Annotated in this window: 14 protein-coding genes and 1 tRNA gene; 4 read left to right on the forward strand and 11 right to left on the reverse strand. The window is 37.1% G+C overall.

The genetic code is table 11. From position 1 onward, the window contains the following. The 8 genes from G468_RS0109155 to dnaQ form a co-directional block, all read right to left on the reverse strand. Positions 1-282 (reverse strand): IS5 family transposase (locus G468_RS0109155; protein ID WP_026822870.1); only part of this gene is annotated, 282 nt, incomplete at its 3' end. Positions 283-319: 37 nt separating this feature from the next. Continuing rightward, a complete protein-coding gene (locus G468_RS0109160; RefSeq protein ID WP_026822871.1) occupies positions 320-1,726 on the reverse strand; it encodes a collagenase in 1,407 nt (468 codons plus the stop codon). Positions 1,727-2,485: 759 nt separating this feature from the next. Next, positions 2,486-3,565, reverse strand: coding sequence for a class II fructose-bisphosphate aldolase (fbaA, locus tag G468_RS0109170; protein WP_026822873.1), 1,080 nt, complete (start codon positions 3,563-3,565; stop codon positions 2,486-2,488). A 61-nt stretch (positions 3,566-3,626) separates the two neighbouring features. Continuing rightward, positions 3,627-4,790 carry a phosphoglycerate kinase gene (pgk, locus tag G468_RS0109175; protein WP_026822874.1) on the reverse strand — a complete coding sequence of 388 codons (1,164 nt, stop codon included), beginning with the start codon at positions 4,788-4,790 and terminating at the stop codon, positions 3,627-3,629. 75 nt (positions 4,791-4,865) lie between these two features. Next, complete coding sequence (gene epd / locus G468_RS0109180; protein WP_026822875.1) at positions 4,866-5,897, reverse strand: erythrose-4-phosphate dehydrogenase; 1,032 nt, start codon at positions 5,895-5,897, stop codon at positions 4,866-4,868. 271 nt (positions 5,898-6,168) lie between these two features. Next, positions 6,169-8,163: a transketolase gene (gene tkt, locus G468_RS0109185; protein ID WP_026822876.1), complete on the reverse strand. Its 1,995-nt coding sequence runs from the start codon at positions 8,161-8,163 to the stop codon at positions 6,169-6,171. A 329-nt stretch (positions 8,164-8,492) separates the two neighbouring features. Beyond that, a tRNA-Asp gene (locus G468_RS0109190) sits at positions 8,493-8,569 on the reverse strand. A 117-nt stretch (positions 8,570-8,686) separates the two neighbouring features. Continuing rightward, positions 8,687-9,451: a DNA polymerase III subunit epsilon gene (gene dnaQ / locus G468_RS0109195; RefSeq protein ID WP_026822877.1), complete on the reverse strand. Its 765-nt coding sequence runs from the start codon at positions 9,449-9,451 to the stop codon at positions 8,687-8,689. 60 nt (positions 9,452-9,511) lie between these two features. On the opposite strand from dnaQ, the gene rnhA reads away from it, so the two are divergent. Beyond that, a complete protein-coding gene (gene rnhA / locus G468_RS0109200) occupies positions 9,512-9,982 on the forward strand; it encodes a ribonuclease HI (protein WP_026822878.1) in 471 nt (156 codons plus the stop codon). On the opposite strand, the gene G468_RS0109205 is transcribed toward rnhA, so the two are convergent. Further along, complete coding sequence (locus G468_RS0109205) at positions 9,979-10,695, reverse strand: class I SAM-dependent methyltransferase (RefSeq protein WP_026822879.1); 717 nt, start codon at positions 10,693-10,695, stop codon at positions 9,979-9,981. The two genes, rnhA and G468_RS0109205, sit on opposite strands and share 4 nt — an antisense overlap. Positions 10,696-10,739: 44 nt before the next feature. On the opposite strand from G468_RS0109205, the gene gloB reads away from it, so the two are divergent. After that, entirely contained in the window at positions 10,740-11,492 is a 753-nt protein-coding gene (gene gloB / locus G468_RS0109210) for a hydroxyacylglutathione hydrolase (RefSeq protein WP_026822880.1), read from the forward strand. 90 nt (positions 11,493-11,582) lie between these two features. Then, positions 11,583-12,947, forward strand: coding sequence for a murein transglycosylase D (gene mltD, locus G468_RS0109215; protein WP_026822881.1), 1,365 nt, complete (start codon positions 11,583-11,585; stop codon positions 12,945-12,947). A gap of 105 nt (positions 12,948-13,052) precedes the next feature. On the opposite strand, the gene G468_RS0109220 is transcribed toward mltD, so the two are convergent. Continuing rightward, complete coding sequence (locus tag G468_RS0109220) at positions 13,053-13,409, reverse strand: hypothetical protein (protein ID WP_034249652.1); 357 nt, start codon at positions 13,407-13,409, stop codon at positions 13,053-13,055. Positions 13,410-13,711: 302 nt separating this feature from the next. Between G468_RS0109220 and G468_RS0109225 the strand changes: the two genes are divergently transcribed. Further along, entirely contained in the window at positions 13,712-14,626 is a 915-nt protein-coding gene (locus tag G468_RS0109225; RefSeq protein WP_026822883.1) for a two-partner secretion domain-containing protein, read from the forward strand. A 144-nt stretch (positions 14,627-14,770) separates the two neighbouring features. On the opposite strand, the gene eno is transcribed toward G468_RS0109225, so the two are convergent. Next, entirely contained in the window at positions 14,771-16,072 is a 1,302-nt protein-coding gene (eno, locus tag G468_RS0109230; protein ID WP_026822884.1) for a phosphopyruvate hydratase, read from the reverse strand. Positions 16,073-16,083: the final 11 nt, after the last annotated feature.

The following is a 16,083-nucleotide window of genomic DNA, read 5'->3' on the forward strand; positions in this document are numbered from 1 at the left end:
AACCAGTTCATGAGCATCAAGAAATGAAAGCAACTTATTGAAAATAATGTTAATAGTTCCATCCTTTGACCATCTGTTGAAACGGTTATAAACGGTTTTCCATGGGCCGTAACGTTCAGGTAAATCACGCCATGGGGCGCCTGAACACAGTATCCAGAACATGCCGTTGACGATTTTGCGATGTTCTGCCCACGGCCGACCGACCCGCGAAGATGTCAAAACGGTTGGCAACAAGGGCTCAATGATTGCCCATGCTTCATCAGAAAGATCGTAGCGAGCCATAATTCAAAGTATCGTAGAAACAGATGGATACTATAGCTCAAGCAATTAAGGGACACAGCCTAGGATCTTTAGGATTTCCTTCAATATAAATCCCCCCATTGTTAGTATCTATACGAAAAGGATAATTACCATAACGGTTATAAAGTTCTTTATTCTTCATTATAATAATTTCTAATGGTTTAGAATAATCATCTTTTATTTTATTTTTCCCAAAAATATTATGAAAATTATTTAAAACTTTATCTGCTACAATATTAAGCTTATTTCTTTCTTCATTATTAAAATTATAAGAAGATATTACTTTATGTCCACTATTAAGTTGAAAGCTATGAGGAATAATCTCTTCTTCTCTAATTGGTTTAAGAAAGTTATAAAAGTTCGAACCGTTATTTTTTTCAATACTTCTTCCTGTATCTTCTAAATATTTAGCAAGAACTACACTAATTTCTTCACGTAAATCATTTTTAGCAGGCAGATCTTTATAGTTTTTTAATATAGATTGCAGATTGGAATCAATCTTATCACGTGTTAGAGTCCAAGTATTAGGATTATTAATCTTTTCAACGTTGATAATATGAGCTAATGTATTCATACTACAACGTAAATGATACAAGGGGAAAGTATCTTTTTTTTCATCAACAATTTCTAAAGATTGGCTAATTGTTTTAAATAAAGTGGATTCTATTATTTCCTTATTTTTAGATAATAGTTGGCTATCTAGTGTTCCTGGCCTTATGTAACAAAGTAGATTTAAAATCCTACCTAAATTTACTGAAAAATCGTAATTTTTTAATAGCTTTTCTTGATTTAAAACATAATACCGTAATATCGTATCAATATCAGAATAATTTATAATTAAATTATTTCCTGTTCCATTCTTTCGACTCATTTCAGTTGTTGCTGCAACCCAACATTCTGTTAATTTTAACAAATCCTTATTTGGTTCTGATGATAATTGTGGCAAACTCTTATAAGTTTGAGATAAATAGTTTCCTATTTTTTGTAAGGATTTTGAGGCAATAGTATTTGCTGCGTTCCAAGATGGAGCTGATGTATTAATTCTACGATATAAACTTTCAATATATTTTGATAACAAACTAAGATTTTTTATATTTTTTGCTGGATCGTCAATTAGCTTATCGATTACTTTAATAGCTGTAATTAATGTTTGTTGGCTATGCGGATAACTTGTCTTTAAAAATAATTCTTTTTCATCATAAAGATCTTCCATCAACCTCTTTTCCATAGAGGTAAGCTCTATATTAGATGGAATATGTGTTAAGTATTTTGGGATATTTTTTTGTTCATAGTTATTAACAGCATTTAAATGTTTTTCTTTCGTTGATAGTTTTTCCGAAATATTAACATCTTCAACGTTATTCACATTTTCGTAATAAATGTTAGATTCATAATTAACATTAACAGCGTTTAAGTTTATTGACATAATAGGTTAATTCCATTTACTTTTACTTTTACTTTTACTTTTACTTTTAAAATTCAAATAAAATAACAAACTTATCATGGATAACTTACATACCATATCATCTTTTGAAAGATACTTCACTTATTTTTAATTTTTTGGTAATGATACTATTATATAAATTACTATTTATATTAAATTATAAATTTTTATCTAGCTATAAACATCAGCTTTAAAATGTTTATTAAATCATTTTATAAAAATAAAAGAGATTCGCTAACTTTAAATCGATCAAGCAAACAATCAATACGGCTTTTTGGTTATGCCAAAGTTTCAACCCGTCAACAATTCCTCGATATTCAAATTAAATCCTTTAAAGAAGCCGCTGTAAGAACAAATAAATTTTTATTAATAAGACCTCAGGTAATCACAGCAGACAGGAATACTATCGCCACTGCTTTTCCATCACCGGCGTATAAGGCTGAACTCCACAATAACGGGTTGTATGATATGCACTAACATTAAGTTCGCCTGCCATTGGCTATAATGGATGCCATATTTGCATTATCAGCGTTCTGTCGCCGGTTAACTGGCAACCTTCGAATCAGTTCATTCTGGGCACCATTAGATAATCGTTAGCAGCGATTATCAGCGAACTGATCTGTGCAACGCTGCTTTTTGCTAGCAAAATAAACAACAGATGAAAAATGAGCTTACGTTAGGTAATAAAAAACCCTATGCTGAATGATAGGGTTAGAAACCAGGAAATAGAATAGCGATTAGTTACAGCACATTAATAGAATTTAACTCTTTATATGCAAGTTCTAAACGCGCAATCATAGAAGTCTGACCCGCACGCAGCCAAACACGAGGGTCATAATATTTTTTATTAGGTTTATCTTCACCTTCTGGATTACCCAATTGGCTTTGTAGATAACCTTCATTTTTCTTATAATAATTCAAAATGCCTTCCCAAGTCGCCCATTGGGTGTCAGTATCAATATTCATTTTTACCACACCATAACTGACTGCTTCTTTAATCTCTTCAGCAGTAGAACCTGAACCACCATGGAAAACAAAATTTAGATTATTTTCCGCTGGCAAATTAAATTTCTGCGCAACGTATTCTTGTGAATTCTTAAGAATCATTGGTGTTAATTGAACATTACCTGGCTTATAAACACCATGTACATTACCGAAAGAGGCGGCAATCGTAAAACGATGACTAATTTTACTCAATTGCTCATAGGCATAGGCGACATCTTCTGGTTGGGTATAAAGTGATGAGCTATCTAAGCCCGTGTTATCGACACCATCTTCCTCACCACCGGTGCAACCTAACTCAATTTCTAACGTCATGCCCATTTTGCTCATCCGTTGCAAATATTGGGAGCAAATAGCAATATTTTCCGCCAATGACTCTTCCGACAAATCGATCATATGAGATGAAAACAGCGGTTTACCGGTGGTTTTATAATATTCCTCACCAGCATCGAGTAAGCCGTCAATCCAAGGCAGTAGTTTACGTGCACAATGATCTGTATGTAAGATCACAGGTATACCATAATGTTTTGCCATTTGATGTACATGATGAGCACCTGAAATGGCCCCTAAAATCGCAGCTTGCTGGCCTTCTGCTTTTAAACCTTTACCAGCGATAAACGCGGCTCCACCGTTAGAAAATTGGACAATGACCGGAGAACGAACTTTAGCGGCAGTTTCCAAAACAGCATTAATCGAATCTGTACCTACACAATTAACAGCTGGCAACGCAAATTTATGCTCTTTTGCAATGGCAAAAACTTTTTGCACATCATCGCCGGTAATAACACCTGGTTTTACAAAATCAAAAATCTTAGACATGAGATAAAGTCCTATTATTGGACAGGTGATCAATGCTACCTGTCATTTTTTTCAGATATGATTACTGTTTTGCGCGTTCTTCTAACACGACAACTGCAGGTAATTTTTTCCCTTCCACAAATTCAAGAAAAGCACCACCACCAGTAGAAATATAAGAGATTTTATCCGCAATACCAAACAGATCAATAGCGGCTAACGTATCACCACCACCAGCAATAGAAAAAGCGTTGCTCTCGGCAATCGCTTGTGCAATCACTGCAGTGCCATGACGAAAATTAGGGAATTCGAAAACCCCAACCGGGCCATTCCATAAAATCGTTTTTGCCTTTTTAAGGATGTCAGCCAAACGCTCAGCAGTTTCATCACCTAAGTCCAAAATTTGTTCATCGTCTTTAACATCATTAACCGACTTCATCACCGCTTCTGCCGTTTCAGAAAATTCGGTCGCCACACGAACATCGGTTGGAACAGGAATATCGCAAGTTGATAATAATTTTTCTGCTTCTGGTATCAAATCATCTTCATATAAAGAACGGCCGACTTTATGACCTTCAGCAGCAATAAAAGTATTGGCAATACCCCCTCCGACAATAATCTGATCGGCAATTTTGGCTAAAGAATCCAAGACTGTTAATTTAGTAGAAACTTTTGAACCGCCAACGATTGCGACCATTGGGCGAGCAGGCTCTTTTAATGCTTTGCCTAATGCGTCCAACTCAGCAGATAACAGCGGCCCTGCGCATGCTATAGTTGCAAATTTTGCCACACCATGAGTTGATGCTTGAGCTCGGTGAGCAGTACCAAATGCATCCATTACATAGATGTCACAAAGTGCAGCATATTGCTTAGATAGAGTTTCATCATCCTTTTTTTCCCCTCTATTGAAGCGAACATTCTCAAGAACCACCAGTTCACCATTAGCAACTTCCACCCCATTTAAATAATCTTTTACCAAACGAACAGGGTAATCCAGCTTATCTGCTAAATAGTCTACAACGGGTTTCAGTGAAAATTCCTCATTATACTCACCTTCAATGGGGCGACCTAAATGAGACGTTACCATTACCTTTGCGCCCTGTTTCAAAGCGGTTTCAATCGTCGGTAAAGAAGCACGGATCCGTGCATCAGAGGTAACTTTGCCATCTTTGACAGGAACGTTTAGGTCAGCCCGGATGAATATTTTTTTACCCGCTAGATCTAAATCGGTCATCTTAATTACAGACATGGTGAATCCTCTCGTTGATTCTCTAAATTATTAATCTTCTGCTGTGTATGGGGCACAATATGCCCATACTGTCTGTCAACAGATAGATTTGTTGAAACCAGTAGCAGCCATTGCTAATGTCGTATCAAGCATACGATTGGCAAAACCCCACTCATTATCACACCAAACTAAAATCTTAATCAGGTGTTGTCCACTAACTCGTGTTTGCGTACCATCGACAATTGCACTATGTGGATCATGATTAAAATCAGTTGATACTAACGGCAATTCAGTATAATCAACTATACCACGAAATGAATCCTTTGCTGCCTGTTGCAATAGCTGATTGACTTTCCTTACTGTTACTTTTGACCTTACTATCACACTGAGATCAATTGCCGTTACATTGATAGTTGGTACGCGAACCGATATAGCTTCAAAATGATCTTTGAATTTAGGCAATATTCGTGTGATCCCAGCAGCTAATTTGGTATCAACAGGAATAATAGATTGGCAAGCCGCACGTGTTCGACGTAAGTCTAGATGATAAGCATCAATAACCGGCTGATCATTCATTGCAGCGTGAATTGTTGTCACTGTACCAGATTCAATATCCAAAGTATCATCTAATATTTTTATTACAGGAATAATACAATTTGTGGTACATGATGCGTTTGACACCACTTGATCACTATTTTTCAAACTGGTTTCATTAACACCATAGACAATAGTTGCATCCAGATCAGCACTCCCCGGATGGGAAAATAGCACTTTTTTTGCGCCACTAGCTAAATGCGCATAGCCATCGGCCTTTGAACCATAAATACCCGTGCAATCGAGTACTATGTCGATATCCAAAGTCCGCCATGGCAGTTTTTCAATCTCAGGTTGATGAAAGAGATGAATATTGTCATTACCTACCACTAGCAAATCATTATCCAGGCGCACATCCCAGGCAAATCGACCATGACTAGAGTCATACTTCAATAAATGCGCAATCCCTTGTGCAGTAGCAATTTCATTAATCGCAACAACAGCAATTTTAGCACGGTGATCTGATTCATAAAGCGCTCTTAATACACTACGCCCTATTCGCCCAAAACCGTTAATTGCTACTCTAACTACCATACTATTCCTTCAATTTAACAACTAATTTATTAACGGCTAAGAATACTGATAATTACAGCTTTTGTACTGAGGATTTTTGTTGTCAATCATAAAAAGTGTGCTTTTGATCAATAAATCTATCAACTTCAAAAAACTGAAACGTTTCAGCCAAATGTAAACAGGTTACGACATTAAAAAAAAGTTCGCAATAGATCTAGATCATCGGCTTAAATAAAAAAAGCGTATCTAATCATATAAAAAACTGATCAGTACGCTCACGCCATTTTGTCAATTACGACAATAAAGATTTAGCCTTAGCAATCACATTTTCTACGCTAAAACCAAATTCTTTAAATAAAACTTCTGCTGGCGCTGATTCACCAAAAGTATGCATACCAACAACCGCACCAGTTGTGCCAACATATTTGTACCAATAATCTGCAATGCCCGCCTCAACAGCGAGTCGTGCTGTCACCGAACAGGGTAATACAGACTCACGATAAGCAGCATCCTGCTTATCAAAAGTATCCGTTGATGGCATAGAAACCACCCGTACTTTATAACCTTCCGCAGTTAACTTTTCGTAAGCCTTAATAGCTAATCCAACTTCAGAGCCTGTTGCTATCAAAATAAGGGCTGGTGTTCCTTCACAATCTTTCAGCACATAAGCCCCTTTAATAATGTTGACTAACTGCTTAGCATCACGTGGCTGCTGCTCAAGATTTTGACGGGAAAAAATCAACGCACTTGGCCCCTCTTTACGCTCAATCGCATATTGCCAAGCAATAGCCGATTCAACCTGATCACAAGGACGCCAAGTACTTATATTAGGCGTCATACGCAAACTGGCTAATTGCTCAACAGGTTGATGGGTTGGACCATCTTCACCCAAACCGATAGAATCATGAGTATAAACAAAAATACTACGAATTTTCATTAACGCAGCCATACGCACTGCATTACGGGCATACTCAACAAACATTAAAAAGGTTGCACCATAGGGTATAAAACCACCATGTAATGCGATGCCATTCATAATCGCCGACATACCAAATTCACGTACACCATAGTGAATATAATTGCCTGCTGGAGAGTCTTTTATTGATTTAGAAGCCGACCACATAGTCAAATTACTGGGTGCTAAATCAGCAGAGCCACCTAAAAGTTCAGGCAATACCTTACCGAAAACTTCTAACGTATTTTGTGAAGCTTTACGGCTGGCAATATTGGCAGGGTTGCGTTGCAATTCACTGACGAAATCATTTGCCACAGCTTGCCAATTAAGCGGTAATTCACCTTGGGTACGTCGTATAAATTCATCGGCAAGTTGCGGAAAAGCTTGTTGATAAGCGGCAAATTTTTTATTCCAGGTGCTCTGTTTTTTCTGGCCTATTTCGCGAGCATTCCAGGCTTGATAAATATCTGCCGGTATCTCAAAAGCGGGATAAGGCCAATTTAATGCTGTACGAGTTTCAGCAATCTCCGTTTCACCTAATGGTGATCCATGCGCTTCTTCGGATCCCGCCTTATGTGGCGAGCCATAACCAATTATTGTTTTGCATATTAATAAAGAAGGTTTATCGGTAACTTTACGGGCTTGTTCTATTGCTAGCTTGATTTGTTCAGGATCATGTCCATCAATACCCTTGATAACATGCCAATGATAAGCGGCAAAACGTTCAGCAGTATTATCCGTAAACCAACCTTCTACTTCACCATCGATTGAAATGCCATTATCATCATAAAAGGCAATCAGTTTACCTAATTTTAGTGTTCCGGCCAGTGAGCAAGCTTCATGTGAAATGCCTTCCATCATGCAGCCATCTCCCATAAATACATAAGTAAAGTGATCAACGATATTATGGTCTGGACGATTAAATTGCGCGGCTAACGTTCGCTCGGCAATAGCAAACCCAACAGCATTTGCGATCCCTTGTCCGAGCGGGCCTGTCGTGGTTTCAACACCTGGAGTATAACCATATTCTGGATGTCCCGGTGTTTTGGAATGAAGTTGGCGAAAATTTTTTAACTCTTCGATCGGTAAATCATAACCAGTAAGATGTAGCAAACTATAAAGTAACATAGAGCCATGGCCATTAGATAATACAAAACGGTCACGATCTACCCAGCTAGGATCAGCAGGATTGTGATCCAGATAGTCACGCCAGAGTACTTCAGCAATATCCGCCATTCCCATTGGCGCTCCTGGATGCCCTGACTTTGCTTTCTGTACCGCATCCATACTGAGGAAACGAATAGCATTAGCAAGGATTTTACGAGTGATCATTGTTTACTCCATCTCGAATAAATAGCAAATTTCACACTGATTTTTTCAATGCTACTTTCTCATTTTAACAGTTAAAATTTAATCTAGATACCTAGCCTAAATAACCAACGGTAACAAAACATTCATTAAACACAAAGAAATCAAAAATAAGTCAATGAAAAAATAATAACAACACAGTTTGTGCTACATTGAAAATCAAAACACTAACATCCTAATTTTTTCTAAGCAAAAAGGCTGTGAGATTGGATATGATTTTAATGGAAAAAGGATGCCAATTATCTTAAAGAGACAAAAAACCCCGAGACTTATTGCTCAGGGTTTCATAAAATTGGCGGTGCGGACGGGACTCGAACCCGCGACCCCCGGCGTGACAGGCCGGTATTCTAACCAACTGAACTACCGCACCTTGGTATAATCGAGTTAAGAACGGCGATGATATTACGAATCGGCTCCCTATACGTCAATATCTTTTAGAAAAAAAATCACTGTTTGCACATTTTTTCAGCTAAAAATGTAACTATGGTTAATGTTTAACCTGATCTGTTTCTTTATTACTCAACCGCCAAAGTGAAATCTTGCCACCTTTCTTTTCAATCAAATCCAGTCTTGCTTCATGGGCTGCAATTTCTTCCTGATTAGCATAAACTACACTTAATCCCGTCGCCTGTCTCTTTATTCGTTTAACGTCACCTCTATAGACCTCGCTACCCGGCTCTGAATCAACTGAAAAAGCTAAAGAGGTTTGTCCCCCGGTCATTGCCATATAAACTTCAGCCAGGATCTCAGCATCGAGCAATGCGCCGTGTAATGTGCGCTTTGAGTTATCAATATGATAACGATCACATAAAGCATCAAGATTATTTCGTTTTCCCGGAAACAACTTTCTGGCCAGCACTAAACTATCCGTGATCTGACAAAAGTTGGCTGTTGGAGGAATATCTCTATTCAGTTTAGAAAATTCATAGTCCATAAAGCCAATATCAAAAGGGGCATTATGGATGACTAACTCAGCACCGCGAATAAAGTCTAAAAATTCATCCGCGATTTGGGCAAAAGTTGGTTTATCTTGTAAAAACTCATCACTAATGCCATGAACTTCGAAAGCTTCAGGATCAACTAAGCGTGCTGGTTTTATATAAACATGAAAATGACGGCCGGTAAGACGGCGATTAATTACTTCTACCGCGCCAATTTCAATAATATTGTGTCCTTCATAATGGATCCCTAGCTTATTCATACCAGTAGTTTCCGTATCAAGAACAATTTGTCGTGTAATCACTGTGCTCATAGTGCCTTTTTATGTCAGACTTAGGGGTTATAAATCACGAATAAAATGAGTTTATCAGAAATGACGAAACAGGTAGAAATTTTCACCGATGGTTCTTGCTTAGGTAATCCAGGCCCAGGCGGTTATGGTATTTTACTCCGTTATCATAAACATGAAAAAACATTAAGCAAAGGCTATTTTCGTACCACCAATAATCGTATGGAGTTAATGGCTGCCATTATTGGTTTAGAAACGCTCAAACAACCCTGCCAGGTTATTCTAACCACAGATAGTCAATATGTACGTCAAGGAATCACCCAATGGATACATAATTGGAAAAGTCGCCAATGGCGACGGGCAGATAAATCGCCTGTTTTAAATGTTGATTTATGGCAACGATTAGACGCAGCAATTTCGCGGCACCAAGTAGAATGGCACTGGGTCAAAGGCCATGCAGGACATCCAGAAAATGAGCGATGCGATGAATTAGCAAGAAATGCGGCAAATTCACCAACAGATGAGGATAGCGGCTACCAGACGGCGCAAAATTAATGACGTTTACGCCAACACTTAGCAACCCCGACTGTATTCCCTATTTTCATGCGGGTTCGCATAAGTTTTATTGGTGTTGGCGTCAACGGTAACGTTCTTTTACGGGCAATGATAACATTGATACAACCGGCAAATTGCAAATTTCTATTGATAAAATGGTCAGGACTTATCCAAGGTATAATTTGAAAACTTTGCTGATGCAGTACTTCGTAATTCAATAAGCTCAACCAATCAAGTTGACGCCAGATTGAAAACATATGACTAGGAAAGGGTTGCCGCTTACGTAAAAAAGGAATGCATTTCCCTATCCCTAACAAACTAAAAGGATTAAAATTAGATAAAATTAGCCAACCATCATCAACCAAAATTCTATCGGCTTCACGCAATAACCAATGTGGATTAGTACTGTAAGATAATTGCTGTATTAAGAGACAGGCATCAATCGATTTGTCCTCAAAAGGCATCTCATTAGGAGCACCTAATAATTGAAAGTTATTTCCAGTTATATTCATGCTAAATTGATGAGTAATCAGCGATGATTGAGTGTCAATTTGTAAACTCAATTGACCAATTTTTAACAAATGGAAACCAAATATTTTTGGCCACCATGGTTGTAGCTGCTGGTTTAATGCAATACGATAATACTTGCCCCATGGGATATCTTCCCAGGAGTCAGGCATTTTAGATAGTTGAGCAATACGAGCTGACTTCATTGTAATATCCTTCTAACCCATTAGCTATGAGGCATTATTATATTATGGAGCTTATCAGAATTCCTTCCCTAGTTGATAATTATATATGGCTATTAATCTATCAAGGTAATTGTATTATTGTTGATCCTGGTACCGCTAAGCCAGTACAGCAATTTTTACAACAAAATGCCATACACCCAGTCGCTATTTTACTTACTCACCACCACCATGATCACGTCGATGGTGTCAAAGAATTAACAAGATATTATCCAGAATTAGTTGTTTATGGCCCAATGGAAACCAGTAGTAAGGGAACAACATGTGTCATAAAAGGCGGAGAACAGCTAAACTTTGCTGGGTTTTCATGGCAAATTTTTGCTGTACCAGGACATACACTAGGACATGTTGCTTACTATCAAAAACCCTATCTATTTTGCGGTGATACGCTGTTTTCTGGTGGTTGTGGACGTATTTTTGAAGGAACAGCTGAACAAATGTACCAGTCGATTGAAACACTGAAAGCTTTACCTGATGAGACGTTAGTCTGTTGCGCACATGAGTACACCGCTGCAAATATGGCATTTGCCAGTTATTTGTTACCCCATGATAAGGCGATAAAAGCCTATACTTTAGCCGTCAATCAAAAACGAGCCCAAAAACAACCCACACTGCCATCATCACTTAAAATTGAAAAAGAGATCAATATTTTCTTAAGATCTGACGATCCCTATTTACAAAAAGTATTGGGATTTTCGCCTGCCACTGCTTCAAATTGTGATGTATTTGCCAAAATTCGCAAACTAAAAGATCGCTTTTAAATTGATAGTTGTCATTAACTAACGAGATCAGTATCATTGGCCTCTTTATTAAGCAATTGAATAAATAACAGCCTAGGATAGGTTACATAAATGAAGACAAAAGCGATATTATTCGCCTCTGTTTTGCTTATTGGCTGTCAAATGACACCCAATAAGCAAACACCAGATCCGTCTTCAGCCAATCAAGATATTGAAACCACCGCTTGGGAATCAACCTATTTAATAGAAAATGATTTGTGGGGTTATATTAGTAATGAGCTGAAAATGGATATTCCTGATAATGCCAGGATCGCAAATCAAATCAAATCTTATTTAGCCAAAGAAAGCTATCTGCAAAATGTGACATTACGGGCAGAGCCTTACATGTACTGGATTGTTGAAAAAATTGATCAGCGCAACTTGCCAATGGAGCTTGCCTTGGTTCCGATTGTTGAAAGTGCTTTTAATTCCCATGCGACTTCACAGGCACAGGCAACAGGTTTATGGCAAATTATTCCATTGACTGGTCAATCATATGGATTAAAACAAAATAAATGGGTTGATGAACGTAGAGATGTCGCTGCCTCTACTACTGCAGCACTAAATTTACTAGAACGATTAAATAATCTATTTGACGGTGATTGGCCATTAACATTGGCTGCTTATAATTGTGGTGAAGGCTGTGTACTTAATGCCATCAAGAAAAATGAAGTCCTTGGGTTACCTACTGATTATTGGTCATTATCACTACCCAAAGAAACAATGAACTATGTGCCAAAAATTTTGGCGCTTAGTAATATATTACGCAACAGCGATCAATATGCGTTGCCATTACCAACGACTAATAAAAATAATGCGCTTACCCAGGTGAATATCGGCGAACAAATTACTTTACCCCAAGCAGCTAGACTTTCTGGGCTGTCGTTAACCGCTCTAAAAGCCTATAATCCTAATTTAAAGCATAATATAACACCACCAGCCGGCCCCTATACTATTATGTTACCAACAGATAAAGCTGAGCTGCTTAAAGACGCGCTTTCTGATCAAGCAGTATTAAATAGTATTCGTCTTGCTGTTGCCAAAAATAATAAACAGCTATTAGCTAAACAACGCACTATTAATAGTTATAAAGTTAAACGCGGTGATTCCTTATCAATTATCGCCAAACGTTTTAACATGACAACCGATAAACTTAAGTCGCTAAATGGTATGAAAACGGCTAACTTGAGGATTGGACAAACTTTAAAAATTAGTGGTAAAAATAGTTATCATACAGCAACTATGATTGCAAAGAATAGCGCTGCATTAAGCAAGAAAGGGAAAGCTAATATCAAGACCTACAAAGTCCGTCAAGGTGATTCCTACTACAGTATTGCTAAACGTCATGGCATCAATCTTAAAGATCTGATGAATTGGAATGCTGGTGTTAAAATAGCTGATTTAAAACCAGGTATAACATTAACTATTCACCTATAATAAAATTATGGCAAAACAACCCTTCGTAGAAGGGTTATTTTGCGGATTAATAAAAATTTGGCGATTATTTCTTTTTATTAGGCATTGAGATAATATCTATTCCACCTAAACTTGTCCGTAATCTGGACTGGTAAAATAAAAAAGAGCAAATACTGAAAAAAATAAAAAATAGAGAATAATAAAAATTAGACTAATAATAAATGCTGCCAATCCAGCTCTATTCCAAGTTTCCTGTACCAGTTTAAATGTTCTTACATCACTATAGTTACCATTACTCCATGCCCATTCATTCCCCTTAAAACCACATACAAACATCCAAATAAAATTAAATAATGGAATAATACAAAGTAGTGGCCAATAAGTTCGATTTCCAAACCCCCAAAAAATACTGAACATAAAAGCGCCCCAATTCCACCCTTTAACTTCTCCTGGCATCATTTTTTTCTGGATTTGATTTTCCATAATTAGCTCCTAAAATCACAAGTAAAAGCAACTGAAATATAGACGATTTTAATATCAAAGCAAATTTTCTTTTTTATTGTATTTAATATTTATTATAAATAAAAAAATAAATAACCATTTAATTAACTTAAAAAATAGAATATTAGTTCATTAAACCATATTTATTAGTAAAAATAATTTTATATTAATTATTTAAAGCAATTTTAAATAAGAGTATTGGTGAAATCAAAATCTAGCATTTCATATATAATAAACCTGACCTAAAATTTTTCATAAATATATTAATATTAAAGGGAGTTATAATGGACTATTACTCAATTTTATCCAAATTAAGTTTAAATTTTATATTATTTATTTTAATTAGTGCTAATAAATTTATTTATGCCAATACTTCTACTATTGAAATTGCAAAACCACTGGAAAATGGAATTTCATATAATACTTTTTCTGAACTTCCTTCCAGTCAAAATAGCATTAGCTTTAATAACGATATATTATCAAATCCAAAACTGGACAATACAGCAGCTAAGATTATTATCGCAGAAATTACTAGTGATAAACACTCTAATCTAGAAGGTACAATCGGCATTAAAGGAACTATTGCTGATCTGATTATTGCCAATCCTAATGGGATCAGTTGGAAAAATGGTAAAACAGACAATGTCAAAAATCTGTCGCTTATCGCAGGTAAACTGGAAATCCCAGCAGAGAAAACGTTACAACAGCTGAAAAGTCTAAAATTCATTACCACAATAGGTAGCAATATTAATTTAACTGAAGATAGGGAAAATACTTTGCCGATTAATAATCTGGTGAATATAGAGGCTAAAATAAATGTTGCCAAACTTAATCTTTTCGCCGATAAAATTATCATCAATGATAACATTACGCTTAACGCTGGGCAGCAACATTACCTTGCTGCAACTGGCGCGATATCCTATAGCCTTCAGCGAGCTAATATTAAACTTAAGCACCTAATCAAGCCGGAGCCTAATCTAACTTATTTACACCATAGTCAACTCAAACTTGAGCAACAAGCTATTATCAAAGGACAAAATATTTTTCTGGAAAGCCATCCTTATCAATGTAGTAATAGTTATTCATGCAAAAATAAACATATTCAATTAAACGGTACGCTCATCGCGCAAAATTTTTCTCTACGTGGTGATAGTCTATTTGAAAATTCAGGATTACTAATTTTTGGCCGGCAACCATAATAAATAAATTGATAACATCAATAAACCTTTGCCCTGATTAAGCCATAGACAAAGGGTAAACGAGCTCCAAGTGATAATTAACAAAAAGGCGAGATAACAATAAGTCTCTCGCCTTGAGTATCTGTTGAATCAACAACGGTAAATTTAAGCCTGGCCTTTCACTTCTTTTAGACCATTAAAAGGAACTTTTTCACCTAATGCTTCTTCAATACGAATTAATTGGTTATATTTAGCTACCCGATCAGAGCGGCTCATTGAACCTGTTTTGATCTGGCCGGCTGCTGTTCCTACTGCCAAATCTGCAATTGTTGCGTCTTCAGTTTCACCTGAACGATGTGAAATAACCGCCGTGTAACCCGCATCTTTCGCCATCTTAATTGCCGCTAAAGTTTCGGTTAAGCTACCAATCTGATTAAATTTAATTAAAATAGAATTAGCAATACCTTTTTCGATACCTTCTCGCAAGATTTTGGTATTAGTAACAAATAAATCATCACCCACTAACTGAATTTTGTCACCCAACACCTTAGTCTGATAAGCAAAACCATCCCAATCTGACTCATTAAGCCCATCTTCAATAGAAACGATAGGATATTGTTTGGTTAATTCTTCCAGATAATGGGTAAACTCTTGTGAAGTAAAAGTTTTACCTTCACCTTTCAGCTCATAATTACCGGTTTCCTGGTTGTAGAATTCTGAGGCAGCACAATCCATGGCTAAGGTAATATCTTTACCTAGCACATAACCTGCTGCTTCAACGGCATCCTTAATTGCGGCTAAAGCGGCAGCATTAGATTCTAAATTAGGCGCATAACCACCTTCATCCCCCACTGCGGTATTCATCCCTTTGGCTTTTAACACTTTTGCCAAGTGATGAAAAACTTCCGAACCCATCCGGACTGCTTCTTTCAAGCTTTTTGCACCGACTGGCTGGATCATAAACTCTTGAATATCAACATTGTTATCCGCATGTTCGCCACCATTGATAATATTCATCATCGGTAAGGGCATAGAGAATTTACCCGGCGTGCCATTCAATTCAGCAATATGCTCGTATAAAGGCATGCCTTTCGCCGCTGCCGCTGCTTTAGCATTAGCCAGTGAAACGGCCAAAATCGCATTAGCACCGAATTTAGATTTATTTTCTGTACCGTCTAAGTCGATCATGATTTTATCGATATTAGCCTGATCTTTGGCATCTTGGCCGATCAACGCATCAGCAATCGGGCCATTCACTGCGGCAACTGCTTTCAGGACACCTTTCCCTAAAAAGCGAGCTTTATCACCATCACGTAATTCCAATGCTTCTCGTGAACCGGTTGATGCACCAGAGGGTGCCGCTGCTAAACCAACAAATCCTCCTTCTAAATGAACCTCTGCTTCAACAGTCGGATTACCACGGGAGTCGATGATTTCACGCCCGATGACTTTAACGATTTTGGACATTAAATTTTCCT

The sequence above is a fragment of the Arsenophonus nasoniae DSM 15247 genome, assembly GCF_000429565.1.
In the GTDB taxonomy this organism is placed as follows: Bacteria; Pseudomonadota; Gammaproteobacteria; order Enterobacterales; family Enterobacteriaceae; genus Arsenophonus; species Arsenophonus nasoniae.

Coding starts and splice junctions, on each gene's coding strand:
- G468_RS0109160 (WP_026822871.1), bottom strand. CDS start 1,726: ATGTCAATAAACTTAAACGCTGTTAATGTTAATTATGAATCTAACATT.
- fbaA (WP_026822873.1), bottom strand. CDS start 3,565: ATGTCTAAGATTTTTGATTTTGTAAAACCAGGTGTTATTACCGGCGAT.
- pgk (WP_026822874.1), bottom strand. CDS start 4,790: ATGTCTGTAATTAAGATGACCGATTTAGATCTAGCGGGTAAAAAAATA.
- G468_RS0109225 (WP_026822883.1), top strand. CDS start 13,712: ATGGACTATTACTCAATTTTATCCAAATTAAGTTTAAATTTTATATTA.
- rnhA (WP_026822878.1), top strand. CDS start 9,512: ATGACGAAACAGGTAGAAATTTTCACCGATGGTTCTTGCTTAGGTAAT.
- epd (WP_026822875.1), bottom strand. CDS start 5,897: ATGGTAGTTAGAGTAGCAATTAACGGTTTTGGGCGAATAGGGCGTAGT.
- G468_RS0109220 (WP_034249652.1), bottom strand. CDS start 13,409: ATGGAAAATCAAATCCAGAAAAAAATGATGCCAGGAGAAGTTAAAGGG.
- gloB (WP_026822880.1), top strand. CDS start 10,740: ATGGAGCTTATCAGAATTCCTTCCCTAGTTGATAATTATATATGGCTA.
- mltD (WP_026822881.1), top strand. CDS start 11,583: ATGAAGACAAAAGCGATATTATTCGCCTCTGTTTTGCTTATTGGCTGT.
- eno (WP_026822884.1), bottom strand. CDS start 16,072: ATGTCCAAAATCGTTAAAGTCATCGGGCGTGAAATCATCGACTCCCGT.
- G468_RS0109205 (WP_026822879.1), bottom strand. CDS start 10,695: ATGAAGTCAGCTCGTATTGCTCAACTATCTAAAATGCCTGACTCCTGG.
- dnaQ (WP_026822877.1), bottom strand. CDS start 9,451: ATGAGCACAGTGATTACACGACAAATTGTTCTTGATACGGAAACTACT.
- tkt (WP_026822876.1), bottom strand. CDS start 8,163: ATGATCACTCGTAAAATCCTTGCTAATGCTATTCGTTTCCTCAGTATG.